Below are 22,936 nucleotides of genomic sequence, written 5' to 3' on the forward strand. Positions count from 1 at the left end.
ACCCGTCGGGGACAGGTTGCTGCGTGGCGCCCCAGGTCACGGTTCGTGGCCCGGGGCGCCCGCCTGTTTCCCCGGTCCTCCGATCACCGCGCCAGGCCGGCCAGCAGGTTCACGGTCGCCGCGATGATGACCGCCCCGAACAGGTATGACACCAGCGCGTGCCGCAGCACCGTCCGGCGCATCTCATTGCTGGTCACATCCGTGTCGGACACCTGGAAGGTCGCCCCGATGGTGAACGCCAGGTACGTGAAGTCGGAGTAGTTGGGCGGCTCGGCCTGGTGGAAGTCCACCCCACCGTCGTCGCCCGTGTAGTAGATCCGGGCATACCTGAAGGTGTACAGCGTGTGTACGACGAACCAGGAGAGCAGCACGCTCACCACGCCGAGCCCGGCGTAGACGTCCCGGGAGAGTCCGGGTCGGGCGGCGTGCGCGGTGGTCAGCACCACGCCGACCGCCAGCAGGCTGGCCAGACAAGCGCCGAACAGCAGCACGTCCCGGGTCGCCCGGTTGGGATCCTCGTGCACGGCCAGCCTCGCCGTCCGTTCCGCGTTCAGCGGCCAGACCCGGTGCCAGACCAGAGCCAGCCAGCTCAGCGCGGCGGCGTCCCATCCGATGAGCGGACCGAGACCCGGCGAGACCAGCACCGCGAACAGCCCACCCGACACCACCCCCACCACGCCCATCACCGCGAGCTGCACCGACGCCGGGGTGTGCCCGTCCGGCGCGCGGGGCAGCAGCGGGCCTCTCACCGGCGGGCCCGGCAGCGGGCCGGCACCGTTGTTCGGGTGGTGGGACGCACCGCAGTGGTGGGTCAGATGCCGCGCAGGTGCTGCGAGACCCGCTGGCGCCTGTCCCGGGCCTGCGCCGCCCGCTGCGACGGGTTGACCTCGGGGGCGGCGTCGATGCCGGCCGACCGGGCGACCTGGTTGCCGTTTTCGTAGTAGAGACCCGGAGGCAACGCCCGAAGGGCCTGCAACACCTCCTGCGGCGCGCCCTCCCGTTCGGCCTCGCGGACGACGTCGTCCTTCTCGGCCGGGTAGTCCAGGGCCGACAGGTACTGCAGGACGTCGCTGTAAGTCGCCATGAAATGGGCTCCTCGCGCCTTGGTAACGGTCACGACCGGTGGCGGTTACCCGCCGGGCGGCGGGTCACGCGTTGTTCCGGAGGAAAACGCCGCCGTTTCCGGACGGCTCGGGCGGGTACGCGGCGCCGGCGAGCAGCCGAAGGGGGTACCACCGATGAACTACGACACCTTCGTGGACCAGGTCGCGCAGCGGACGCGGACGTCCTCGGAGCGGGCGGTCGAGCTGACCCGGGCCACGTTGGAGACGCTGAGCGAGCGGTTGACCGGCGGCGAGGTGCTCGACCTCGCCGCCCAGTTGCCGAAACCCCTTCAGCTGGTGTTGAAGCCGAGCCCCGGCACCGAGGCGGCTGACCGGTTCGGCGCGGCCGAGTTCGTCGCCCGGGTCGGGCAGCGGGCCCGGCTCGACGAGAACGGGGCTCGCGACGCGGTTCGGGCGGTCTTCACCACGTTGCGCGAGGCGGTCAGCGGCGGCGAGTTCGACGACCTGGTGGTCCAGATGCCGCGCGACTACCGGGAGATGGTGGAGCCGGTGCTCGCCCCGGGAGCCACCCTGCGCCGGTAGTAGCCGGCGTCTCAGCCGACGACGCCCCCGGCGCGCAGAGCCGCGATCCGCTCGGCGTCGAGGCCGGCCTCGGCCAGCACCTCGTCGGTGTGCTCGCCCGGCCGGGGCGGCGGCCGCCGTACGCCAGTCGGGGTGCCGGAGAAGCGCGGCGCCGGGGCCGGCTGGGTGACCCCGTCGTGCTCGACGAAGACGCCCCGGGCGGCCAGGTGCTGATGCTCCGGCGCCTCCCGCCAGTCCAGCACGGGCGCGACGCAGGCGTCCGACTCGTTCAGCAGCGCCGTCCACTCGTCCCGGGTACGGGTGCGGAACAGCCGGCCCCACGCCTCGCGCAGCGCCGGCCAGTTCGCCGGGTCGGTCCGGTCCAGTGCCTCGTCGCCGGGGAGCGGGAAGCCGGTGAGCCGGACCAGCTCGTCGTAGAACCGCGGCTCCAGGGCGCCGACGGCGAGGTACCGCCCGTCCGCGCACTCGTACGTGTCGTAGAAGGGTGCGCCGCCGTCGAGCAGGTTCACCCCGCGCTGGTCCTGCCACATGCCGAGCTGGCGGAGCGAGTGGATCTGGGTGGCGAGCACCGACACGCCGTCCACGATGGCCGCGTCGACCACCTGGCCGGCGGCGCCGGCGCGGACGGCGTACAGGGCGGCGACCACGCCGAGGGCGAGCATCATCCCGCCGCCACCGAAGTCGCCGAGCAGGTTCATCGGCGGCACCGGGCGCTCCCCGGCCCGGCCGATGCCGTGCAGCGCGCCGGTGAGCGCGAGGTAGTCGATGTCGTGCCCGGCGTACGGCGCCAGCGGGCCGTCCTGGCCCCAGCCGGTCATCCGGCCGTAGACCAGCCGCGGGTTGACCGCGAGGCAGTCGGCCGGGCCCAGGCCGAGCCGCTCGGTGACCCCTGGGCGGAACCCCTCGAGCAGGGCGTCCGCCCCGGCGACCAGGGCCAGCACCACCTCCCGGCCCTCGGCCGACTTGAGGTCCACCGCCACCGAGCGCCGGCCCCGGTTCAACAGGTCGCCGGGCGGGCTGCCGAACCCGGCCGGCGTGGTCCGGTCCACCCGGACCACGTCCGCCCCCAGGTCGGCCAGCATCATCGCGGCGAACGGGCCGGGACCGATGCCGGCCAGCTCGATCACCCGTACGCCGGTGAGCGGGCCGGTCGGGGCGGCAACGTCGTCGGTCATCGGGTCACCATAGGCGGTCCGCGTTTGCCCGGTAAGGGGCCGGGAACCCGGCGGCGACGTCCGAGCGGAGGGAGTGGCGTGGCCGACGACCGGATCCGGGTGGCCATGCTGCACGGTCCCGGGCGCCCCGACCACGACGGCGTGAGCGACTACGTCGACCACCTGCTCGTCGCCCTGGCCGAGGTGGACGTCGAGGCCACCGCCGTCGCGGTCCGTCCGGGCGGGCGAGGGTCGTCCGTCCGCTGGCTCGCCGCCACCGTGCAGGCCGCGCGCGAGGTGCGCCGGCTCCGCCCGGACCTGGTCCACGTGCAGTTCGCGCCGTCGGCGTACCGGTTCTCCGGACTGCCCGGACTGCTGCCGCTGCGGCTGCCCCGGGACATCCCGCTGGTGACCACGCTGCACGAGTACGGCTGGTGGGCCGCACCCGGCTGGCTGCCGGCGAGGTGCTGGTCTCCAGTGGAACGCGCGCGGCTCTGGGACCGGGAGACCGGGCGGCTGGTCCCGGCCAGCGCCGCCGTGGTGGTGACCAACGGCGGGCACGGCACGGCCGTCCGGGACCGGACCGGAGTGACACCGGTGCACATCCCGATCGCCCCGAACGTCACCGACCATTCCGGCGCGACGAGCGCGGGTTGGCGGCTGCGGGAGGAGCTGGGGCTGTCCGAGGGCGCCCCGCTGCTGGCCTTCTTCGGCTTCGTGCACCCGGTCAAGGGGCTGCGGTATCTGATCGAGGCGCTGCCCGAGCTGCACCGGGCCTATCCCGATCTGCGGCTGCTGGTGGTCGGCGGGTTCACCTCGCAGGCCCTGCCGGAGGCCGAGGCGCGGGCGTACCGGGCAGAGCTGGACGAACTGGCCCGGCGGTGCGCGGTCGCCGACGTGGTCACCTTCGCCGGGCACCTGCCGGCCGAGCGGGTCTCCGCCGCGCTGCACGCCGCCGACATGGTCGTGCTGCCGTTCACCGCCGGGGTGAGCACCAAGAGCGGGGCGCTGCTCACCGCGTTGGCGCACGGCGTGCCGACCGCGGCCACCGTGCCGGACCCCGGTGACGACGAGCCGCACCGCAACGGCGCGGTAGCGGTGATCCGGCACCGTCGGGACAGTGCCGCCATCGTCAGCGCCGTCGGGCGGCTGCTCGCCGACCCGGTGCTGCGCCGCCGGCTGGCCGAACGGGGCAGGGCCTTCGTCGCCCCGTACTCCTGGCCCCGGGTGGCTGGCGCGCACCGCGACCTCTACCGCCGGGTGCTGGGCCGTCACGGTGGCTGAGGCGTACGCGGAGATCCTGGTGGTGGATCTGCTCGGCGGGATGGGCGACCTGCTGATGCTGCTGCCCGCCGTGCACGGCCTGGCCCGCCGCAACCCCCGCGCCCGGTTGCGGGTGCTCACCCACGAGCCGGGCGCCGAGCTCGTCCGGGCGGATCCGGCGGTGACCGAGGTGCGGACCCCGCGGCACGGCCGCCCGGGCGCGGAGCGGGCGGCCGTGGTCGAGGCGCTCACCGAGAGCCGGCCGGACCTGGCGGTGACCACCACCCGGTACGACGGCATCCCCGACCTGCTGACCGCCTCCGGCGCCCGGTGCGTGACCGACCTGTGGCGACGGCCGCCGCCGGACCAGCCGGTCGGGACCCGCTACCTGGAGATCCTGCACGTGGAGGGACTGCTGGACCGGGTCGACCTGACGGCCCTGCCGCGGGTGCACGTCGAAGAGGAGGCCCGGGCGGCCGGCGAGCGGACGGTGGCCCGGCTGGTCGGCGACCCGGTCGCGCCCCCGGTGGTGCTGGTCAACGACGCCGGGATGGCGGTGAAGCGCTGGCCGCGGCGGCACTGGCGGGAGCTGTCGGCGGCGCTGACCGAGCGGGGCCACCCGGTGCTCACCGTGGGGGCGGACGAGGACCCGCCCGGCGTTCCGCTGCCCCGGGGCGACCTGCCGACGCTGGCCGGACAGTTCAAGGCGGTGGGCCGGCGGGGCGGGGTGGTGGTCGGCCCGGACACCGGGCCGGTCCGGCTCGCCGCGGCCTCGGGCGCCGCCACGGTCGCCCTCTTCGGCGCCACCGACGCCCGCCGGTACGGCATCGGCGGCGTCGACCTGCAGGGGTCGCCGAGCTGCCCGCATCGCCAGCCGACCGCGATCACCGAGCAGCCCTGCTGGTGGGAGGCGGCCTGCCCGCTGGATCGGACCGGCCCGGCGTGCATGGCCGACCTGGGCGTGCCGGTCGTCCTCGACGCCGTGCTCGACGCCACCGGCGCGGCGGCGGGGCGCTGTTTGGCGAACCAACCAAGGTTGCCCTAACCTGGTCGGACGAGGGGAGTACTTCCCAGAACCATTCCGGTCAGTACGGTGCGCTCCGAGCGCGCCTCGGATGGTTGCCCGCGAAGTGCGGGTGAAGGAGACCTCGAACATGACACGGTGTTCGAGGAGACTCCATGACCGATCTGTCGTACCTGTCCGCCGGGGAGCTGTCCTCGGTCGGTACGCCCGCGCTCTGGGCCGTGACCATCGCCGGCGTGCTCGCCCTGCTGGTACTGGATTTCCTCATCACCCGCCGCCCGCACGAGGTGAAGATGCGGGAGGCGCTGGGCTGGTCGGCGTTCTACATCGCGCTGCCGCTCGCCTTCGGCGGCTGGGTCTGGGCCCGGTACGGCTCCGAGCTAGGCGTCCAGTACCTGACCGGCTACCTGGTGGAGAAGTCGCTCTCGGTCGACAACCTCTTCGTCTTCATGCTGCTGCTGGCCGCCTTCGCGGTGCCCACCGTGCTCGCCCAGCGGGTGCTGCTCTACGGCATCGCCGGCGCGCTGGTGCTCCGGGCCGTCTTCATCGCTCTCGGCGCGGCCGCCCTGCAGACCCTCGACTTCGCCTTCCTGCTCTTCTCCGTCATCCTCATCGTCACCGCGATCAAGCTGCTGCGGGACGCCGTCTCCGGCCACGAGCAGAAGATCGACATCAACACGATGCGGTCGGTGCGGCTGCTCCGCAGGATCATGCCGGTCACCGACGAGTACCAGGGCACGCGGATGACCGTCCGGCAGGAGGGCCGCCGAACGCTCACCCCGCTGGCGCTGGTGGTCGTCGCGGTGCTCGCCACCGACGTGGTGTTCGCCGTCGACTCAGTGCCCGCCGTCTACGGCATCACCGAGGACCCGTACCTGGTCTTCGCCACCAACGCGTTCGCCCTGCTCGGCCTGCGGGCCCTCTACTTCGTGCTGCACGCGGCGCTCAGCCGGCTGGTGCACCTCAGCTACGGCCTGGCCATCATCCTCGCCTTCATCGGCCTCAAGCTCGGCCTGCACTGGGCGCACGGCATCTGGGAGGGCGTGCCGCAGATTCCCACCCTGGCCTCGCTCGGCTTCATCATCGGCGTCCTGGTGGTCGTGACGCTGACCAGCCTGCGGGCCACCCGCGACGACACGTCCGAGGCCAACAAGGCCGTCGCCGAGCGGCACTGAACCCGGCCGGCACCGGCGGCCCGACCGGCCGCCGCCGGATCCGCGCGGTTTCCGCCCGCCGAGGTACGGGCGAACGGCCCCGCCCGGCGGACTCGCGGTGGTACGACTGACGGGTGGGAATCGTGTCGCCGGGCTTCCAAGGCCGACCCCGTACTGCCGAGCCGGCCCTGCCGCCGGGGCAGTACCTGACCGAGGACTTCCCCGTGCTCTCCGCCGGCCCGACGCCGAAGGTGCCGCTGGACACCTGGGAGTTCGTCATCACCACCGAGACCGGCGCGGAATTCCGCTGGTCCTGGACGGAGCTGATGGGCCTGCCGCAGGAGACGGCGACGGTGGACATCCACTGCGTCACGCGCTGGTCGAAGCTCGCCACCAACTGGCAGGGGGTCTCGCTGGACACCCTGCTCGAGGGGATCGACACCGACGCGCACTACGCGCTGGCCCACTCCTACGGCGGGTACACCACCAACCTGCCGCTCGACGACCTGCGCGGCGGCCGGGCCTGGGTGGCGCACACCTACGACGGCAGCCCGCTCCCCGCCGAGCACGGCGGACCCGCCCGGCTGCTGGTGCCGCACCTTTACTTCTGGAAGTCGGCGAAGTGGGTGCGCGGCGTCCGGCTGAAGACCGTGGACGAACCGGGCTTCTGGGAGACCGCCGGCTACCACGACTACGGTGACCCGTGGCGCGAGCAGCGGTACCAGGGCGACTGACCATGCGGTGCGTGGCCGGGTGAGCGCGCCCCTGACCTGGCGGGTGGCCCGGCTCGTCGAGCGCCGGTGGGAGACGCCGACCGCGCAGACCCTCGTGCTGGAGGTGCCGGGCTGGCCAGGACAGCGGCCCGGGCAGCACGTCGACGTCCGGCTGACCGCCGCGGACGGCTACCAGGCCGCCCGGTCGTACTCCCTCGCCGGGCAGGCCGACGGCGACCGGATCGAGCTGACCGTGCAGAAGGTGCCCGACGGCGAGGTGTCGCCGTACCTGATCGGCGTCTGGGCCGAGGGCGACCCGGTGGAGGTACGCGGCCCGGTCGGCGGCTGGTTCGTCTGGCGTACCGAGGAGAGCGCCCCGGTGCTGCTGATCGCCGGCGGTTCGGGCGTGGTGCCGCTGATGGCGATGATCCGGGCGCGGCGGGCGGCGGGCAACCGCGCTCCGTTCCGGCTGATCTACTCCGTCCGCACCCCGGCCGACGTCTTCTACGCCGAGGAGCTGCGCCGCCGCGCCCGGGACGACCTCGGCCTGGACGTGGCGTACGTCTACACGCGGGAGGCGCCCGAGGGGTGGCGGGGCGAGCCGCACCGGATCGGCGTGGCCGACGTGAACACCCACGGGTGGCCGCCCGACCTGGAGCCGCTCTGCTACGTCTGCGGACCGACCGGTTTCGTGGAGACAGTGGCGGACGTGCTGGTCGGGCTGGGCCACCAGACCCGACGGGTGAAGACCGAACGCTTCGGCCCGACCGGCTGACGCCGCGCCCGGACCGCCGGGCACGACGCGCGACGGGCCCGACGGACGAGGAGGGCGAGATGGCAGACATGTCCTACCTGGACGGCAACATGCTCGACGGACCGCTTCGTGAGCTGTTCGCCGTGGACCTGAGCGCGGCGACCGCGCGGTGCGACAACTGCGGGACGGCGGGTCCGATGGCGGGGCTGCACGTCTTCTCGCACGCCCCCGGGCTGGTGGCCCGCTGTCCAGCCTGCACCGAGGTGATGCTGCGGCTGGTCCGCTCGTCGGACCGGGCCTGGCTGGACCTGCGCGGCGCCACCTTCCTCGAGGTCCCGATGCCGCTCGACCAGCCCCACCCGGGCCCCCTCTGACCAGCGCTGTCGGCGCGGAAACCCGGTCGCCGGCACCATCCACTCCGGTTACCGTCCGGCGGATGAACTCGTGGTGGTGAGCTGGCCGATCGGCAGGTCGTCCGCCCGGCCCGGCTCGGCGTGGTTGCCTGGAGTGGCGACCGCCAAGGAACCAGGTGCGTGGCTCGACGAGATGGCGGGCCGGGCCGGCTGGGGCGCCGGGGGCGCCGAGGGTCCGGCGGGCTGGGCGGCCGGCGTCGCGGTGGGTACGGCCGGTGCAACGGCCGGACCGGTCCGCCGCCAGCGGCGGCGCAGCCGGCTGACCAGCTGCCCGACGGTCACCGGGACCACCGAGAGGACGAGCTGCCCGTTGCGCGGGTCGACGGTCGCGGCGACGCCGTAGAGGCGCAGGCCGCGCCGGTGCAGCCGCGGTCGCCCGGCGAGCAGCCGCGGCGCGCGGACCGGTGCGCTGCCCCTGCCGTACGCGCCGGTCAGCTCGGCGCGGACCGGGTGACGTTGTCCGGTCGCCGCGCTGGCGGCCAGCAGCCGCTCCACCGGGAAGTCAGTGCGGACGGTCCGGCCGGTCGGGTCGGTGGCGTCCAGCAGGGTGTTGCCCGCCAGCTGCCCGGCGAGCAGCCGGACCGGACCGGCCCCCGCCGCGAAGCGGGGGTACGGGCTGCGCGCGGTGACCGCGAGGGTGTGCCCGTCCTCCCAGCGCACCTCGACGGTGTCGAGCTTGGCCAGCCAGTCCGCCCGTACGTCGGTGACGTCGGCCCAGCCGCCGGCCCGCGCGCCCGGGTAGCCGGCGTGCCACCGGCCGCCCTCGACCACCGTCGGCGGGACGCCCCGCTCGGCGTCCTGCTCGATCACCGCGAGGAGGGCGTCCACGCCGCCCGCCGTCACCGCGCCCAGCCGCAGCCGCGCCTCGATGTCGAGCTGGCCGCGCAGGTTGTCGGTGACGTGCCGCTCGACCAGCCGGCGGACCACCTCGTGCACTCGTTCCTGGGCCGGCCGGTCCAGCCGGCGGAAGTCGTCGCCGACCAGGTTGGCCAGCTCCAGGCCGACGTGCCGGCGCAGCACCGCGTCGCGGCGCGGGCCGGCCGGGATCAGCTCGGCGACGAACGCGAAGAGCCGATCCACGCTGATCAGCCGCTGCTCGATCCGGCTGTGGTACGTGATGTTGCGGGCGTTCAGCCGGCGTACCGCGTGGTAGTAGTCGTAGTCGGCGAGCACCGAGATCCGCCGCGCCCGGTAGCAGGCCGCCAGGGTGAAGGGCTGGTCGCTGAGGACCGGCATGTCCTCCGGGAAGCGCAGCTCGTACCGGTCGACGAGCTCCCGGCGGAAGAGCTTGGTGTTCGCCAGCGACCAGGGCAGCGCGGAGTCGAAGAGGTCCACGTCGACGGCGTTCCCGGCGGCGAAGACGTCGGAGAACACGTGCCGGCCGTTGACCCCGACCACCTTGCCGAGCACCACGTCCGAGCCGTACCGGTCGGCGGCGGCGACCAGACGTTCCAGGGCCTCCGGGCCGAGGTGGTCGTCGGAGCCGAGGAAGAAGACGTACCGCCCGGTGGCCAGCTCCAGGCCGCGGTTGCAGGGCGCGGCCGGGCCGCCGGAGTTGGCCTGGTGCACCACCTTGATGCCGGGGTGGCGGGCGGCGAGCCGGTCGAGCAGCCGGCCGCTGCCGTCGGTGGAGCCGTCGTCCACCGCGACGATCTCCATCCGGTCCGTGCCGATGGTCTGCTCGAGCAGCGAGGACAGGCAGGTCCGCAGGTACGGCATCGTGTTGTAGACGGGGACGACGACGCTGACGTCGGGCGCGGTCATCGGATCGCTCCTTGCGTGGTCGGCAGGTCGGGCGTGGGCGCGCCGGGCGTCGAGGGCTGGGGCGTGGGCGCGCCGGGCGTCGAGGGGTCGGGCTTCGCGGGCTGCCCGGCGTCTGGCAGGAGCCGGCGGTACACCCGTTCCAGCACCTGGGCCTGCGCCTGCCAGGTCCAGCCCGCCAGCAGGCCGGGCCGGTCGTACGCGGCCCGGTGCCGGGCGGGGTCGGCCAGTACGGCGGTCACCGCGCGGACGAAGTCGTCGACGTCGCCGGCCCGGAACACCTCGCCCTGCCCGGTCGCCCGAACGGTGGCGGCCATGGTCCGCACGTCGCTGACCACCAGCGGCAGCCGCGCGTGCGAGTACTCGAAGAACTTGGTGATCAGCGCGATCTCGTGGTTGGGCCAGCGGTGGATCGGGATCACTCCGACGTCGGCGCCGGCCAGGAAGGGGACCACCTGCCAGTGCGGCACGTACGGCAGGACGTGCAGCCGGTCGGCCGCGCCGAGCGCGGCGGCTCGGGCGGCGAGTTGCTCGACGTACCGCAGCGCCGGGTTGACCACCAGCGCGACGTGCACGCCGGGCAGCCGGGGCAGGGCGTCGACCAGGGTGTCCAGGCCCCGCTGCGGCGCCGCCGCTCCGCCGTACACCAGCAGCGGCACGTCCGCGCCGATGCCGCACTCGGCCCGGATGTCCGGCGGCGCCGCATCGTCGGCCGGGCGGTGCTCGACGGCGGGGGCGTTCAGCAGCACCGCCGGCGGCTCGGGCAGCCGGTGCTCCCGGCGCAGCAGCTCGGCCAGGTCCGCCGAGACGGTCACCACCGCATCGGCGTACGGCGCGTACTCCCGCTCGTGCGCGCGGTGCGCCGGCAGCCAGCGGGCGTGGTCGCGCCACGGCTTGATGCCGGGCAGGAACTCGTGCGCGTCCCAGACCAGCGCCACTCGGCGCCCCTGCGCGGCGGCGCGGATCTTGGCGCGGGCGCCGACCCCGAGCATCCGGAAGTCGTGCGCGTGGATCAGGTCGGGCCGCAGCCGGTCGATCTCCGGGCCGTAGGCCAGCTCGTAGTCCCACAGCCCCGGCTCCAGCCGCCGCCAGGCCCGGTCGCCCCGCACCGCCTGCCAGAACAGCGTGTACGCCCGGTCCCACGGGTTGCGGAACTTCCGACCGCTGCGGACCCGGTTCATCATCTTGGTGCGCAGCCACACCCAGCGGCCGAGCAGCCGGGCCGCGGCGGAACGCAGCCGCAGTCCCCGGCGGACCCGGCGGACCCGGGCCGGGTCCAGGTCGCCGGCGCGGGCTCGCTGCTCCAGCAGCGCGGCGCGGACGGTCAGGTCCGCCTGCCAGGCCCGCACCCACTGCGCCCGGTGCTCGGCGATGCCGCCCGGCCGGTACGCCAGCGGCCAGCGCAGCCAGGAGCGGCGGAACTCGTGCCGGCGCCGGTCGAGCGGGTTCGGCATCGGCAGCAGCCGGACCTCGGCGGCGCCGAGCTGCCACCGGCTCTCCGCCTCGTGCGGCGACCGGCCGAGCAGGGTCACGTCCCAGCCCGCCTCGGCGGCCGACCGGGCGATCTTCTGCACCCGCGAGTCGCCCTCGACCTTGTTGTCGACGAGCATGACGATCCGGCCACGGCGCGGCCCCGTGGTCGCCTCGTCCTGTCCCACTGCTGGTCCTCCGCTGGTCGGTCGGCCGGTCCGGCGTGACACCACGCTCGTGGAGCCAGTCGTCCGAACGGCGACGTCAACGTGACGCACGGGCGACCGACAGGCGGCGGTTGCGTTGTGAGGCAGGACACGGGGGACGCCGGCGGGGAGACCGGACGGGCCTCCCCGCCGACGGTGGCGGTCAGTCGTCGGTGGCGGCCAGCCGTCGCCAGACCAGCGCGGCCGGATCCCGGGTGAGAGCGGCGACCAGCAGCGGTCCGGCGACCATGGTGACCCCGTCGCCGAGGTTGGAGACCGCGCCGGCGGTCCAGAGGCGGAGAAAGTCGGGGCCGAGTCGGCCGTGGAGATGGTGGTCATGCCGACCACCGCGCAGATTGACGTCCGGGCGCGACGGCGCGCCGGTCACGCCATGACGGAGGACCCGCGCATGGGCGGGTCACCTGATCGCTTCCCGGCGACTGACGCGGGTCGACGCGACCCCGGTTGGACATCGGTCGGCGGGGTGGGCGAGAGTAGGCCCACGTGAGATACCTGCGTACCGGCGGCCCGGTCGGCATCCGCCGTCCCCGCCCCGCCGACGAGGCCGAATTCGTCGCCGCCGCCCGGCGCAGCCGAGACCTGCACCACCCCTGGCTCTCCGCGCCGGACGACCCGGAGAGGTATGCCGCGTACCTGCGCAAGGTGCGGGCGCGGGGCAGCTCCGGCTACCTCTTCTGCGACCTCGTCACCGGGGAGATCGCCGGGTACGCCACCATCACCGGCATCGTCATGGGCGCGCTGCGCGGCGGTTATCTCGGTTATGCCGCCTTCCTGCCGTACAGCGGCACCGGGCACGCCTCGGCCGGCATCCGCCTGGTGATCGACCACGCCTTCACCGCGTTGGGGCTGCATCGGCTGGAGGCCAACATCCAGCCCGGCAATGAACCGTCGAAGCGGGTGGCGCGCAAGCTCGGCTTCCGGCTGGAGGGCTTCTCGCCGGACTACCTCTTCATCGACGGGGCGTGGCGCGACCACGAGCGGTGGGCGATCACCGCGCCGGCCCGCCCGGACCGCTGAAGATGCCGGTGGCGGTCGCCGGGGCCGGCCGAACCGCTGAGAAGGGCCGGTGGCGGTCGCCGGACGACGACCGCCACCGCTGGTCGGCTCAGCGTCCCGGGCCGCGGGCCTGCGGGCGCTGCCCGGTCAGGCGTTCGATCCGCGCCTGTTTGTGCTCCACGCGCCGCTGCTGCCGGGGCGTGAGCTGCGTGCGGCCACTCTGCCGCAGGTAATTGGTGATGCGCCGGTCGTTCGGCAGGACCCTCATCGCGGGCTCCCTTCGGCTGCGTGGACGGCGAGCGGGACGTCCCGCAGCACGGGCACCTCCTGCCGCCGCGGCTCCCGGGTCAGCGTCGCGGTGAACCGCTCCGGCCGGACCTCCAGGTACGGCGGAGCGTCGCCCTCGGCGTAGCTGGCCACCGCGACGGCGACCGGGGCGCGGCACTGCCGGTCCGGCCGTACCTCGATGGTCTGCCCAGGGCGGACCAGGTACGAGGGGCGGTTCGCCTTGCCGCCGTCGATGGTGAACATGTTGTGGGCGATGAGATCACGGGCCTCGTCGATGGAGCGGGCGAAGCTCGCGCGATGCACCAGCGCATCCATCCGCTGCTCCAGCTGCCCGACCAGGTTCTCGGTCGGGTCACCGGGCTGCCGCGCCGCCGTGGCCAGGGCGCGGGCCAGTTGCCGCTCCCGCAGCTCGTAGCCGGCGCGTACCTGGTGCCGCTGCTCGGCGTCGGCCAACCAGTACCCGCGCGGGGCACGCCGTGGCCCGCCGCGCACCCCGATCGGGTGCCGTTGCCGCCGCAGCCGGTAGCCGTGCGCGGGGTGGAGCGGGACGACGTCCTCGGGCGAGGGACGTACTCTGGTCCGGACCGCCATGTCGTTTCCTCCCTCGGCTCTCGCGGTCCCACCACCCTCCGCCGCCGTCGGGTGAGACCACCCCACCCGATCCGGATGAGCCGGGCCGTCAGCTGCCGGGGCGGGGGAACGCCACCGGGCTGCGGTGGCCCGCGCCGTCGATCGCCCGGACGCCGAAGAAGACGTTGTCCTTGGAGAGGTCGATGGTCACCTCGGTGACGTCGCCGACCGGGATCACCTTCTGCCACTCGGCGGCGCTGGTCTCCCGCCACACCACCTCGTAGCCGGCCAGGTCCGGCTCGGTGCCGCGCTGCCAGCGCAGCGTCGTGTTGTTGGTGAGGTTGGTGGTCACGATGGTGACGCCCGTCGGCGTACCGGGGCCCTGCGCCAGCGACCAGAGCGCGGCGCCGTTGACCAGGGCCACCCGGGTGATGTAGTCGAAGTCGCAGAACTCCGGCAGGTCGCCGTACTGCACGCCGTCGACCATCCGGACGTCCTGATGTTGGTGGGCGAAGTCCTCGTTTGGCTCGGTGAACCGCCCGGCCGGCCAGCCCTCCCGCAGGAACGAGATGTGGTCGCTGCCGCGCAGGTACCGGTCCCGCCGGTAGATCACCCGGACCCGCATCCCGGTGGCGCCGTTCTCCGCCACGTCGCTGACGAACCGGGCGAGTTGACGCGAGGGGGAGTCGTTCTCGCCGCCGACCGACTGCCGGGTGCTCGCCTCGGCCGGGGTCTCCGCCGTCGGCACCCCCTCGGCGAAGAGCCGGATGCTGCGCGGGTCCCGGGTGCCGTCGTCGGCGGTGCTGCTGCCGATGATGTCGGTGGATTCCATGCTCGGCCCTGAACGTATATATTGATGGTCATGCTCGATCTCGTCGCCCTGCTTCAGCGGCCCACTGAAGAACTCGACGGCGTCAGGTTCTCGGGGGATCTCGCCCGCGGGCAACTGGGCCTTGACCTGCTGCCCGACCATGCCCGGAGGTTCGCCGGGATGGACGTGGCGATCTACCTACGTATCTCCGACGACCGCAATGAGGACGAGGGCGGCGTGCGGCGACAGGGGGTAGACACTGTAGGGCACGCTCTCGTACGAGGTGCTTCCCAGATCGTCTTCTACGTCGAAAACGATACCTCGGCGTTCAAGAAGAAGCGCATCACGATGGCCGACCCGGAGGGCTTCCGCTACTACGTCTGGCGGGTGATCCGGCCGCGCTGGCAGAAGATGCTGTCGGCTCTGCGCACGGGCGCACAGCAGGGCGTGGTCGTGGCGAACATCGACCGGCTGGCGCGTGACAACCGCGACCTGGAGGACGCGATCGAGCTGGCGACGTACTATCGCCGCCGGTTCGAGGGGGTTACCGGCTCGCTGGACCTCAACACCGACGACGGGATGGCGATGGCCCGCGTCATGGTTGCGATGGCGAACAAGCAGAGCGCCGACACTGCCCGCCGGACCAGGCGCAAGCACCAGGAGCTGGCCGAGGCCGGCATCCCCGTTGGCGCCCACCGGCCCTTCGGCTGGCAGGAAGACAAGCGCACGATCGACCACGCCGAGGCCGAGGAGATCCGCCAGGCCGTCGCCAAGATCCTGGCCGGCGTGACGCCCACGGGGATCATGCACGACTGGCATGAGCGGGGCGTGCTGACCCCTCGCGGCAACACTTGGAAGTGGTCGCCGTTCCTGTCGATGCTGCGCAACCCCCGGCTGTGCGGGCTGAGGGCGAGGATGGTGCGCTCTGCGGGCGCCACCGGCCGGGTGAGCGACCACTGGGAGGTCGTCAAGAAGCCGGACGGCACCGAGGTTGTCGGCCAGTGGGAGCCGATCATCACCCGAGACAAGTGGGACGCGCTGATCGCACGGATTGGCGAGTCGGCGAAGCCGGCGCTGGACTACACGGTGGGCGGCAACCGCAAGTACCTGCTCTCCGGGCTGGTTCGGTGCGGCAAGTGCCAGCACCACCCCCGCATGACGGGCGTGAGCAGCCTGATCCGCGGCACGCGCTACTTCCGCTATCAGTGCTACGGCAAGCTGGACGGTGGGTGCGGGAGCAACACCCGGAGCATGCCGAAGGTGGACGAGCTGATCCGCGACATTGTGTTCAAGCGCCACGACGAGCTGTCCGAGGCCGGCGGGCCGGTCGACGAGCCGGACGACGGGGACAAGGAGCGCCTGGAGGACATCGAGGAACTGCTCCAGGAGCTGTGGACGCAGTGGAAGCACCCGGAGAGGAGCCAGAGGCTGCCGTCGAAGGACTACTTCGCCATGCGGGCCGAGCTGGTCAAGGAGCGGGACGAGCTTCTGGCTGCCCGCTCGGTGGTCGAGAACCGGACGGCGTCTGCTGACCAGGCGAGGGACGTGCGCAAGGGCTGGGACACCGCCACGGTCCATGAGAAGCGCGCGTTCATCGAGCGGTACCTGGAGGCGGTGCTAATCCTGCCGATCGAGCCGGTGTGGAACCAGAAGCTGGGCCGCGTGGTCAGGCCGGGGTCGCGGGAGTTCGATGAGGACCTGATCGAGCCGGTGTGGAGGTAGACCGGAAGCACGAAAAACCCCCAGCACGGATGCTGGGGGTTTCTCTATGCGGCTTCCCGGCGCTTCACCTTGATCCCGAGCGCCGCATTCGCGGCTGCCCACTGCTCCCAGGTGATCGGCGGCGCCTTCTTGGGGTGGCGCTCGAACCAGGCTTCGCGGCGTGCCTCCGCCGCTTTGCGACGGGACAGGAAGGTGCGCCGGGTCGACCTCATGGGCCGGTCGCCGGCGGTGTCGTGGGATCTCATCAGCGCATCCTCGCCCCGGGAGACGAGGTTTGTCTATATCGTTCGGCCTGGATGTGTTGAGATCAGGCGCGTGCCGGTGTGCCCTCCGGCTCGCCGACCGCGATCCGATCGTCAGCACCGACCGCGGGCCGGTCGTCAGCACCGACCGCGGGCCGGTCGGCGTCGTCGGGTTCGCTGCTCATCGGCGGGGCGCCCGTCTCGGCCGGGTCGTCGTCGGGCATCCGGTCCGTGCCGGTGGATCCGTCGTCAGCGGCGCCGCGCCGGCGGCGCAGTACGGCGACGCCGTCGGCGAACCACGCCAGCACGGCCTCGACCGCCGCGGCCGCGAGGATGATCAGACCGACCCGCAGCAGGACGGCCTCCTGGATGCCGAAGCGGGTGTACTCGCCGGCGGAATACATCATGCCGGCCACCGCGCTGGCCGTGCTCGCCAGCGCGACCAGCGCGCCGGCGGCCGCCAGCCAGCGGGCCCGTCTGAACGCCCGGGCCAGCAGGCCGACGGCGAGCGCCACCAGGAACACCACGCTCGCCTGGGGCAGCACCCGGTCCCGGTCCGGGAAGAAGACCTGCTCCGGGAAGGCGGGCAGGCCCGGCACGGGGGCGGCGTACCGGCCCTCGGTGCCGGCCAGCGAGACCGGCAGGACCTTGAGCACCTGCTCGGTGTATTCCTTCGGGTGGGCCCGCGCGTACCGGTAGCCGACGGATCCCCTTTCCCGCGCCGCCCAGTCCATCAGGGCCGGACAGTCACGGTAGGCCTTGATGAACGGGCCCATCGCCCAGTACCGGCCCGCGGCCACCCGCTCCGCCTGCGCGCACCGGGGCATCCCGAACTCGTCCTGGTATGCCGCCTTGACCTGCGGGTCGTTCATCACCTGGAACCGCAGCCGATAGACGAACGTCGCCTCCGAGAGGCTCAGGCCGGTGCCCCAGGAGCGGTAGCTCTGGTCGACGACCGGCACGATGGCGGCCTGCCAGCCGACCGCGCCGAGCAGCACCGCCGTGGCGAGGAGCGCGCTCCACCGGTACCGCCGAAGCAGCGCGTGACCGACCAGGACGACGACGAGCAGCAGGACGTACGGCAGCACGTCCTGCCGGGTGAACGTCCACCAGAATGCGACCAGTACCAGCGCGCCGAGCGCCAGCCGGGAGCGGGTCGTGACCCAGATCGTGAGCAGCGCCAGCGCGGCGATGCCGAGGCTGATGGACAGCGACTCGGAGAGCAGGGCGTGGTCCCACGGATAGATGGACCGGCTCAGCGCCAGGCAGAGCAGCGCCGTGGCGGCCAGGATCCGCGCCGGCAGCGACCGCAGCCGCGCCCAGCAGGCACCGGTCAGCAGCGACCAGGCCAGGGTGCTGATCGTCCACTGCAGCGCCACGCGGGCCGGATCGGTGCCGACCAACGCGTAGAGCAGTGGGACGCCCCACGGGCGCGGCGCGTGGCCGGTGAAGGAGAGCGTCTCGATGGGCAGGTCGGGCCGGGCGCTGTAGGAGCCGGTGTCGACGGAGGTGAAGAGGGTGTAACCGGTCAGGATCCGGACCCGCGCGGCCAGGTAGACCGCGAGCAGCACGACGAGCGGCAGGTGGCGCCAGGGCAGGCGCCGCAGCGACCACCGTGGCGTTGAAGCCGGCGGGCGGACATCTTCCGTGGCTTCGGGAGCCTCGGTGACCATAGGGGATCCTCACCGTCCGTAAAGTTGATCTCCGGAAGGGTATCCAGGGTGGGTCTGTCCCGTGTGCCCCGTACCCTCCCGGCGCAGAGATACCCGGGCGGAATTGGTCGGTTCGGCCGGCCTGCCGCGCCCGTACGGGGGAGTTCGGCTGCTCCCTTCGTACCGACGTTTGTCGGGGGTTTCGACGGGAACGGCAGCAGGCATGACGAAACCTCGTGTGGTGATCGTGGGGGCCGGGTTCGCCGGATACCACGCGGCGAAGACGTTGAGCCGCCTGGCTGCCAAGCGGGCCGAGATCGTGCTGCTGAACTCGACCGACTACTTCCTGTACCTGCCGCTGCTGCCCGAGGTCGCCGCCGGGGTGGTCGAACCGACCCGGATCGCAGTGCCGCTGTCCGGCACCCTCAACGGCGTTCGGGTGGTGATCGGCGAGGCCAACCGGGTCGACCTGCAGAACCGCTGGGTCGGCTACCGCAACGCGGAGGGGGACGGTGGTCAGCTCGCGTACGACCGGCTCGTGCTCGCCGTCGGCAGCGTCAACAAGCTGCTACCGATCCCCGGGGTGACCGACTACGCGCACGGCTTCCGCGGCCTGCCCGAGGCGCTCTACCTGCACGACCACGTGATCCGGCAGATCGAGCTGGCCGAGCTGACCGAGGACCCGGCCGAGCAGCGCGCCCGCACCACCTTCGTGGTGGTCGGCGCCGGCTACACCGGCACCGAGGTCGCCGCGCACGGGCAGCTCTTCACCGACCGGCTCGTCTCCCAGCGTCCGCACCTGAACATCCGCCCGCGCTGGATGCTGCTCGACGTGGCTCCCCGGCCGCTGCCCGAGCTGGGCAAGCGGATGTCCGACACCGCGGACCGGGTGCTCCGGCGGCGCGGGGTGGACGTACGCATGGGCACCTCGGTGTCCGAGGCGACCCCGGACGGGGTGATGCTGACCGACGGCCAGTACGTGCCCACCTGCAGCCTGGTCTGGTGCGTCGGGGTACGCCCCGACCCCTTCGTCGCCGAGCTGGGGCTGCGCACCGAGCAGGGGCGCCTGGTGGTCGACGAGTACCTGAACGTCCCCGGCTTCCCCGAGGTGTACGCCTGCGGCGACGCGGCCGCCGTTCCCGACCCGACCCGTCCCGGCCAGATCAGCACGATGACCGCCCAGCACGCGCAGCGGCAGGGCAAGCTGGCGGCGCACAACATCGCCGCCTCCTACGGCCAGGGCACCCGCAAGCCGTACAAGCACCGCGAGCTGGGCTGGGTGGTCGACCTGGGCGGCCGGGACGCCGCCGCGAACCCGCTGAACGTGTCGCTGTCCGGCCTGCCCGCGAAGGCGGTCACCCGGGGCTACCACCTGTATGCCATGCCGAGCAACCGGGCCCGGGTGGGGGCCGACTGGCTGCTCGACGCCACCCTGCAGCGCCCCGCCGTCCAGCTCGGCCTGGTGCCGGCCAACGCCGTACCGCTGGAGAGCGAGTCCCCCGAGGTGGTGCGCCGGGCCTGAGGGTCACCCACCGGCCGGCGGGCTCGCCGTCCCGGAGTCCCGACCGCCGGCCCGCCCCTGCTCCGGCCCGACGGTGTGGCCGGCCGACGCACGCCAGCCGGCCGGGCCGAACTCGCGCAGCAGGACCTGAACGATCCCGGCCGCGGGGATGGCCAGCAGAGCGCCCAGCAGACCGGCCAGCTCGGCGGCGAGCAGCGCGCTGACCAGGACGGTCAGCGGGTTGAGCCGGACCGTGCGGGACATGATGACCGGTTGCAGCAGGTGGTTCTCCACCTGCTGGTAGACGACGAAGAAGACCAGCACCACGATGCCGGCGGTGGGGGAGTGCAGGAATCCGGCCCCGGCCGCGATCACCGCCCCGAGGGTCGCGCCGACCAGCGGGATCAGGTCCGCGATGGCGACCAGCAGCGCGATCACCCCGGCGAACGGCACCCCGGTCAGGACGAGGACCAGGAAGGTCAGGCCGCCGCAGATGATGCTGATCACCAGGTTGCCGCTGAAGTAGCCGGTGATGGCGCGGGAGCTGTCCCGGCCGACGCGGCGCAGCCGCTCCGCCGACCCGTCGCCGACCGCAGCCAGCGTGGTGGCGATGATCTTCGGGGCCTCCAGCACCATCAGGTACGCCAGGACGACCACCGTGATCGACGCGGCGAGCGTCTGCAGCGCGCCCCGGAGCAGCCCGACGGCCTGCTGACTCAGCCCGGCCCCGTAGCGCTGGATCTCCTCGGCGTGGCTCCTGGCGTACTCCCACAGCCTGAGGCGTTCCAGCAGCTGGCCGACGGGCCCCCGGCCGGCCCGGGTCTCCCGCAGCAGGTCCGGGGCCCGGTCGGCGAACCGCCCCACCTCGTCCAGCAACGGCAGAAAGATCATCGCGGCGAGCGCGGTGAGCAGGCCGAACGCGGCCAGGAACACCAGCAGGGTGGCCAGCGCCCGGTGCCGCACCAGCCGCCGTTCCAGCCGGTCGACCAGCGGCTTCAGGGCCACCGCGAAGAAGGCCGCGACCACGACCCAACTGAGCACCCGCCGGGTGGCCGAGACCAGTGCCAGGCCGACCAGGGTGGCCAGGACCAGGCCGATGACAATCAGCACCCGGCGGGCGGTGCCCTGGTCCGCGGCATCGCTCATCCGGCGCGGCTACCCGGCCCGACCGCCCGGAAACCCGTCCCAGCCCGCGCCGAGGGTGGCGTCGCTGGCCGGTCGGGCACCGGAGACGAAGGCGTCGAGCGTCGCCCCGTGCAGCACCCCGCCGGGGACGGGGTCGGCGGCCACCCGGGCGGCGAGTCGGCGTACCGGCAGCCGGCCGGGCCGGTGCGCGGCGGCGAGCACGAGGTTGCCGTACCGGCGGCCGCGCAGCATGCGCCGGTCGGCGACGAGGCAGACGTCGGCGAAGACGGCCCGCAGGGTGGCCACCTGGCTCCGGGAGAAGACCAGCGGAGGCAGGTCGGTGATATTGACCAGGTAGATCCCGTCCGAACTCAACGTCCGGGCCACCTCGGCGACGAACTCGACGGTGCCCACATGGCCGGGCATCCGGGCCGCCCGGTAGACGTCGGCCAGGACCAGGTCGTACCGGGCCGGCGGCGCGGCGGTCACCGCGGCCCGAGCGTCCGCGACGTCGACGCGTACCTCGGGCGGCAGCGGGGGCAGCGCCCGGCGGACCAGGTCCACCACCGCCGGGTCCCGCTCGATCACCCGCTGTGGCGACCCCGGCCGGGTCGCGGCGAGCCAGCGGGGCAGGGTGAGCGCGCCGCCGCCCAGGTGCAGCGCGGCCAGCGGCCGCCCCTTCGGCGCCGCGAGATCGATCACCGCGGCCATCCGGCGAACGTACTCGAATTCCAGGTGGCGCGGATCCGCCACGTCCACGTAGGACTGTTCCACCCCGGCGGCGAGCAGCGTACGCCCGGTCCGCCGGGCCGGGTCGACGACCAGCTCCAGGTCATCGGCGGCGGTCTCCACGGCGGGCAACGGTAGCCGACACCGCCGGCGGCCGGTGTGGTCGGGCCGGCGGGCGGAGGCCCGCCGGCCGGTGCCCGTGGTCACCCGTAGTTCATGCCGGCGCCCACCTCGTCCAGGGCGTCGTCGATCCGGTGGGCGAGCTCGATGTCTCCGGCGGTCACCGCGTCGGCCTCGCGGGTCCGTACGGTCAGCACCGCGCTGTCCGGCCCCGGCCGGCCGATCTGCGGCCCGCGGCCGATCTCGACGCGGAGGTGGTCGAGCCGGTCGAGCACCCGCTCCAGGTTGTCCGCCGGCAGTTCGATCGTGCGCACCAGCGACCGGCGGTCGCTCGACCAGTACCGCAGCCCGCCGAGCGCGTCCCGCAGCTCCTGCTCGGTCAGTGGCGCGGGAGCACTGACGGTGCCCACCACGCCGCCGCCGGCCGCTGGCGGCTCGAGCAACTCGCGCAACCCGTCCGGTACGTGCAGCGACTCGACCAGGTCGCCGTCGCCGTCGGCCAGCGCGGCGAGGGTCGCCTGCGCGTGGTAGCGCGCCTGCTCCGGGGTGAGGCGACTGCGCCGTCCCACCTCGGCCAGAAACCCGGGCAGGTCCCGGTGCCGCCCGATGCCGTCCACCGGCATCACGTCGTGCAACTTCATCGGCACCGCCTCGAGCAGGCGTTCACGGTCCGGCTGGTCGAGCGCGCAGGCCAGCGTCAGCACGGTCGCCTCGGCGCCCACCTTGGCGGTGGAGAAGTCGACCCCGGCTCGACGGCACACGTCTTCGACCAGGTCGCGGTACCCCATGCGGGTCACCGGGGGCGCCCCCAGGCCCGGGTCGGGCAGGGGCCGCGGGCTCTGCTCCACGGCGGCGGGCGGCGGGGCCGGACCACCCCGGGTGGTGTTCGGCTTGCGCCGTCCGGCGGCCGTCGGACCATGGCGGTTCTTCCGGTCCAGGGAGGTGGTCTGCTTGGACGCGCTCAGGCTCGCACTGGCCTCGCTGGGCTGCAGGCCCCGCTCCCGGGCCTCCCGTGCCAGGGCCCGGCGGCGTTGGTTGTCGCCCTCCATCTGCTTGCGCATCGGACACCTCGCTCCTCGTCGGGTTCCGCTGAGTCCGCCGGTCGCCTTCCCGGCGTCCCAGGGAAGGAAACGGGCGACCTCGGCCCGGCACGGCCGCCGTCCCGAGCTTCATTCGCCGGGGGTGAGGACCGGTCACCCGGCGGGGTTCCACCATCGGGGTGGACCGGCAGACTTCCGATGCACGCGGAAGGGTAGGTCGCCATGAAGAGGATCGTTGAGATTGTCCCCGCCCGACCCGGCTGGTACGCCCGGTGGCGGCTGACGCCCGAGGCCACCCGCTGCTATCCGGTGACCCTGTGGGCTCTGCTCGAGGAGGCCGACGGCACCGGCCGCGAGGTGGTCGGAATCGACTGTGTCGGGCAGTGGCCCGGCGCGGACGACAACGAGGCGGGTGGGGAGTTCGTCCGGTATCTCTTCCAGACTCCCGATTCAGGGCGACCGGAGGACGCCGAGCCGCCCGCGGCGGAGCAGACGCGCACGAGCGGCCCGCGGCTGCAGCCGGTGGCCGCCGCCTGAGCCACCCTCCCGGCCCCCGGCCCC

25 protein-coding genes are annotated in these 22,936 nt (G+C 73.5%); 11 read left to right on the plus strand and 14 right to left on the minus strand.

All coding sequences use genetic code 11. The features are described from left to right. Window positions 1–83 precede the first annotated feature (83 nt). Both GA0070624_RS17810 and GA0070624_RS17815 read right to left on the minus strand, forming a co-directional pair. The gene (locus GA0070624_RS17810; RefSeq protein ID WP_218105191.1) at window positions 84–749 is read right to left on the minus strand and encodes a DUF1345 domain-containing protein; all 666 of its coding nucleotides are present in this window, start codon (window positions 747–749) and stop codon (window positions 84–86) included. A gap of 62 nt (window positions 750–811) precedes the next feature. Further along, window positions 812–1,084, minus strand: coding sequence for a DUF2795 domain-containing protein (locus GA0070624_RS17815; RefSeq protein WP_091342574.1), 273 nt, complete (start codon window positions 1,082–1,084; stop codon window positions 812–814). A gap of 154 nt (window positions 1,085–1,238) precedes the next feature. Between GA0070624_RS17815 and GA0070624_RS17820 the strand changes: the two genes are divergently transcribed. Then, on the plus strand, window positions 1,239–1,646 hold the full coding sequence (locus GA0070624_RS17820) for a DUF2267 domain-containing protein (RefSeq protein WP_091342576.1): 408 nt from the start codon (window positions 1,239–1,241) through the stop codon (window positions 1,644–1,646). An 11-nt stretch (window positions 1,647–1,657) separates the two neighbouring features. Here GA0070624_RS17820 and GA0070624_RS17825 read toward each other — a convergent pair whose 3' ends face one another. Further along, the gene (locus tag GA0070624_RS17825) at window positions 1,658–2,821 is read right to left on the minus strand and encodes a CaiB/BaiF CoA transferase family protein (RefSeq protein WP_091342578.1); all 1,164 of its coding nucleotides are present in this window, start codon (window positions 2,819–2,821) and stop codon (window positions 1,658–1,660) included. A 78-nt stretch (window positions 2,822–2,899) separates the two neighbouring features. On the opposite strand from GA0070624_RS17825, the gene GA0070624_RS17830 reads away from it, so the two are divergent. The 6 genes from GA0070624_RS17830 to GA0070624_RS17855 all read left to right on the plus strand — a co-directional run bounded on the left by GA0070624_RS17830 (window position 2,900) and on the right by GA0070624_RS17855 (window position 8,082). Further along, the gene (locus tag GA0070624_RS17830; protein WP_091342580.1) at window positions 2,900–4,084 is read left to right on the plus strand and encodes a glycosyltransferase family 4 protein; all 1,185 of its coding nucleotides are present in this window, start codon (window positions 2,900–2,902) and stop codon (window positions 4,082–4,084) included. Beyond that, window positions 4,077–5,108, plus strand: a complete 1,032-nt coding sequence (locus tag GA0070624_RS17835; RefSeq protein ID WP_218105192.1) for a glycosyltransferase family 9 protein — start codon at window positions 4,077–4,079, stop codon at window positions 5,106–5,108. Before GA0070624_RS17830 ends, GA0070624_RS17835 begins: the two co-directional genes overlap by 8 nt. A 134-nt stretch (window positions 5,109–5,242) precedes the next feature. Continuing rightward, the gene (locus GA0070624_RS17840) at window positions 5,243–6,262 is read left to right on the plus strand and encodes a TerC/Alx family metal homeostasis membrane protein (protein WP_091342582.1); all 1,020 of its coding nucleotides are present in this window, start codon (window positions 5,243–5,245) and stop codon (window positions 6,260–6,262) included. Window positions 6,263–6,384: 122 nt separating this feature from the next. Then, window positions 6,385–6,975: a sulfite oxidase-like oxidoreductase gene (locus tag GA0070624_RS17845; protein ID WP_218105394.1), complete on the plus strand. Its 591-nt coding sequence runs from the start codon at window positions 6,385–6,387 to the stop codon at window positions 6,973–6,975. Between the two features lie 19 nt (window positions 6,976–6,994). Beyond that, a complete protein-coding gene (locus tag GA0070624_RS17850) occupies window positions 6,995–7,729 on the plus strand; it encodes a ferredoxin reductase (protein ID WP_245718852.1) in 735 nt (244 codons plus the stop codon). A 59-nt stretch (window positions 7,730–7,788) separates the two neighbouring features. Continuing rightward, complete coding sequence (locus GA0070624_RS17855) at window positions 7,789–8,082, plus strand: DUF6510 family protein (RefSeq protein WP_091342588.1); 294 nt, start codon at window positions 7,789–7,791, stop codon at window positions 8,080–8,082. A 48-nt stretch (window positions 8,083–8,130) separates the two neighbouring features. Here the strand turns inward: GA0070624_RS17855 and GA0070624_RS17860 are convergent, their stop codons facing one another. From GA0070624_RS17860 to GA0070624_RS17870, 3 genes are all read right to left on the minus strand, one after another. Next, window positions 8,131–9,885: a glycosyltransferase family 2 protein gene (locus GA0070624_RS17860; RefSeq protein ID WP_245718853.1), complete on the minus strand. Its 1,755-nt coding sequence runs from the start codon at window positions 9,883–9,885 to the stop codon at window positions 8,131–8,133. After that, window positions 9,882–11,492: a glycosyltransferase family 4 protein gene (locus GA0070624_RS17865; protein WP_091349005.1), complete on the minus strand. Its 1,611-nt coding sequence runs from the start codon at window positions 11,490–11,492 to the stop codon at window positions 9,882–9,884. Before GA0070624_RS17865 ends, GA0070624_RS17860 begins: the two co-directional genes overlap by 4 nt. 229 nt (window positions 11,493–11,721) lie before the next feature. Beyond that, complete coding sequence (locus GA0070624_RS17870) at window positions 11,722–11,946, minus strand: hypothetical protein (RefSeq protein ID WP_091342590.1); 225 nt, start codon at window positions 11,944–11,946, stop codon at window positions 11,722–11,724. A 116-nt stretch (window positions 11,947–12,062) separates the two neighbouring features. Between GA0070624_RS17870 and GA0070624_RS17875 the strand changes: the two genes are divergently transcribed. Continuing rightward, window positions 12,063–12,596 (plus strand): GNAT family N-acetyltransferase, encoded by a 534-nt coding sequence (locus tag GA0070624_RS17875; RefSeq protein WP_091342592.1) that lies wholly within the window; start codon window positions 12,063–12,065, stop codon window positions 12,594–12,596. An 88-nt stretch (window positions 12,597–12,684) separates the two neighbouring features. Here the strand turns inward: GA0070624_RS17875 and GA0070624_RS34820 are convergent, their stop codons facing one another. The 3 genes from GA0070624_RS34820 to GA0070624_RS17885 form a co-directional block, all read right to left on the minus strand. Next, window positions 12,685–12,843 (minus strand): hypothetical protein, encoded by a 159-nt coding sequence (locus tag GA0070624_RS34820; RefSeq protein ID WP_176731752.1) that lies wholly within the window; start codon window positions 12,841–12,843, stop codon window positions 12,685–12,687. Further along, window positions 12,840–13,454, minus strand: coding sequence for a 30S ribosomal protein S4 (gene rpsD, locus GA0070624_RS17880; RefSeq protein WP_091342593.1), 615 nt, complete (start codon window positions 13,452–13,454; stop codon window positions 12,840–12,842). Before rpsD ends, GA0070624_RS34820 begins: the two co-directional genes overlap by 4 nt. Window positions 13,455–13,542: 88 nt before the next feature. After that, window positions 13,543–14,265 carry a zinc-binding metallopeptidase family protein gene (locus GA0070624_RS17885; RefSeq protein WP_245718854.1) on the minus strand — a complete coding sequence of 241 codons (723 nt, stop codon included), beginning with the start codon at window positions 14,263–14,265 and terminating at the stop codon, window positions 13,543–13,545. 30 nt (window positions 14,266–14,295) lie between these two features. Here GA0070624_RS17885 and GA0070624_RS17890 point away from each other — a divergent pair, with 30 nt between their 5' ends. Further along, window positions 14,296–15,966, plus strand: a complete 1,671-nt coding sequence (locus GA0070624_RS17890; RefSeq protein WP_176731753.1) for a recombinase family protein — start codon at window positions 14,296–14,298, stop codon at window positions 15,964–15,966. A gap of 44 nt (window positions 15,967–16,010) precedes the next feature. Here the strand turns inward: GA0070624_RS17890 and GA0070624_RS17895 are convergent, their stop codons facing one another. Together GA0070624_RS17895 and GA0070624_RS17900 are read right to left on the minus strand one after the other, a co-directional pair. Then, window positions 16,011–16,211: a hypothetical protein gene (locus GA0070624_RS17895; RefSeq protein WP_091342596.1), complete on the minus strand. Its 201-nt coding sequence runs from the start codon at window positions 16,209–16,211 to the stop codon at window positions 16,011–16,013. Between the two features lie 62 nt (window positions 16,212–16,273). Next, window positions 16,274–17,881, minus strand: coding sequence for a hypothetical protein (locus tag GA0070624_RS17900; protein WP_091342598.1), 1,608 nt, complete (start codon window positions 17,879–17,881; stop codon window positions 16,274–16,276). Window positions 17,882–18,083: 202 nt separating this feature from the next. On the opposite strand from GA0070624_RS17900, the gene GA0070624_RS17905 reads away from it, so the two are divergent. After that, a complete protein-coding gene (locus GA0070624_RS17905; RefSeq protein WP_091342599.1) occupies window positions 18,084–19,382 on the plus strand; it encodes an NAD(P)/FAD-dependent oxidoreductase in 1,299 nt (432 codons plus the stop codon). Window positions 19,383–19,385: 3 nt separating this feature from the next. Here the strand turns inward: GA0070624_RS17905 and GA0070624_RS17910 are convergent, their stop codons facing one another. From GA0070624_RS17910 to GA0070624_RS17920, 3 genes are all read right to left on the minus strand, one after another. Beyond that, window positions 19,386–20,507, minus strand: coding sequence for an AI-2E family transporter (locus GA0070624_RS17910; RefSeq protein WP_091342601.1), 1,122 nt, complete (start codon window positions 20,505–20,507; stop codon window positions 19,386–19,388). A gap of 9 nt (window positions 20,508–20,516) precedes the next feature. Continuing rightward, window positions 20,517–21,338: a spermidine synthase gene (locus GA0070624_RS17915; protein WP_091349007.1), complete on the minus strand. Its 822-nt coding sequence runs from the start codon at window positions 21,336–21,338 to the stop codon at window positions 20,517–20,519. 80 nt (window positions 21,339–21,418) lie between these two features. Beyond that, the gene (locus tag GA0070624_RS17920) at window positions 21,419–22,396 is read right to left on the minus strand and encodes a DUF2267 domain-containing protein (RefSeq protein WP_091342603.1); all 978 of its coding nucleotides are present in this window, start codon (window positions 22,394–22,396) and stop codon (window positions 21,419–21,421) included. 201 nt (window positions 22,397–22,597) lie between these two features. On the opposite strand from GA0070624_RS17920, the gene GA0070624_RS17925 reads away from it, so the two are divergent. After that, entirely contained in the window at window positions 22,598–22,912 is a 315-nt protein-coding gene (locus GA0070624_RS17925; RefSeq protein WP_091342604.1) for a hypothetical protein, read from the plus strand. The last annotated feature ends 24 nt before the right edge of the window (window positions 22,913–22,936 follow it).

This window comes from Micromonospora rhizosphaerae (genome assembly GCF_900091465.1).
GTDB classification, from domain to species: domain Bacteria; phylum Actinomycetota; class Actinomycetes; order Mycobacteriales; family Micromonosporaceae; genus Micromonospora; species Micromonospora rhizosphaerae.

Excerpts from the sequence above, each read along its gene's own strand:
- GA0070624_RS17815 (WP_091342574.1), bottom strand. The coding sequence starts at position 1,084 with ATGGCGACTTACAGCGACGTCCTGCAGTACCTGTCGGCCCTGGACTAC.
- GA0070624_RS17820 (WP_091342576.1), top strand. The coding sequence starts at position 1,239 with ATGAACTACGACACCTTCGTGGACCAGGTCGCGCAGCGGACGCGGACG.
- GA0070624_RS17825 (WP_091342578.1), bottom strand. The coding sequence starts at position 2,821 with ATGACCGACGACGTTGCCGCCCCGACCGGCCCGCTCACCGGCGTACGG.
- GA0070624_RS17840 (WP_091342582.1), top strand. The coding sequence starts at position 5,243 with ATGACCGATCTGTCGTACCTGTCCGCCGGGGAGCTGTCCTCGGTCGGT.
- GA0070624_RS17855 (WP_091342588.1), top strand. The coding sequence starts at position 7,789 with ATGGCAGACATGTCCTACCTGGACGGCAACATGCTCGACGGACCGCTT.
- GA0070624_RS17860 (WP_245718853.1), bottom strand. The coding sequence starts at position 9,885 with ATGACCGCGCCCGACGTCAGCGTCGTCGTCCCCGTCTACAACACGATG.
- GA0070624_RS17865 (WP_091349005.1), bottom strand. The coding sequence starts at position 11,492 with ATGCTCGTCGACAACAAGGTCGAGGGCGACTCGCGGGTGCAGAAGATC.
- GA0070624_RS34820 (WP_176731752.1), bottom strand. The coding sequence starts at position 12,843 with ATGAGGGTCCTGCCGAACGACCGGCGCATCACCAATTACCTGCGGCAG.
- rpsD (WP_091342593.1), bottom strand. The coding sequence starts at position 13,454 with ATGGCGGTCCGGACCAGAGTACGTCCCTCGCCCGAGGACGTCGTCCCG.
- GA0070624_RS17885 (WP_245718854.1), bottom strand. The coding sequence starts at position 14,265 with ATGGAATCCACCGACATCATCGGCAGCAGCACCGCCGACGACGGCACC.
- GA0070624_RS17890 (WP_176731753.1), top strand. The coding sequence starts at position 14,296 with ATGCTCGATCTCGTCGCCCTGCTTCAGCGGCCCACTGAAGAACTCGAC.
- GA0070624_RS17895 (WP_091342596.1), bottom strand. The coding sequence starts at position 16,211 with ATGAGATCCCACGACACCGCCGGCGACCGGCCCATGAGGTCGACCCGG.
- GA0070624_RS17900 (WP_091342598.1), bottom strand. The coding sequence starts at position 17,881 with ATGGTCACCGAGGCTCCCGAAGCCACGGAAGATGTCCGCCCGCCGGCT.
- GA0070624_RS17905 (WP_091342599.1), top strand. The coding sequence starts at position 18,084 with ATGACGAAACCTCGTGTGGTGATCGTGGGGGCCGGGTTCGCCGGATAC.
- GA0070624_RS17910 (WP_091342601.1), bottom strand. The coding sequence starts at position 20,507 with ATGAGCGATGCCGCGGACCAGGGCACCGCCCGCCGGGTGCTGATTGTC.
- GA0070624_RS17920 (WP_091342603.1), bottom strand. The coding sequence starts at position 22,396 with ATGCGCAAGCAGATGGAGGGCGACAACCAACGCCGCCGGGCCCTGGCA.
- GA0070624_RS17925 (WP_091342604.1), top strand. The coding sequence starts at position 22,598 with ATGAAGAGGATCGTTGAGATTGTCCCCGCCCGACCCGGCTGGTACGCC.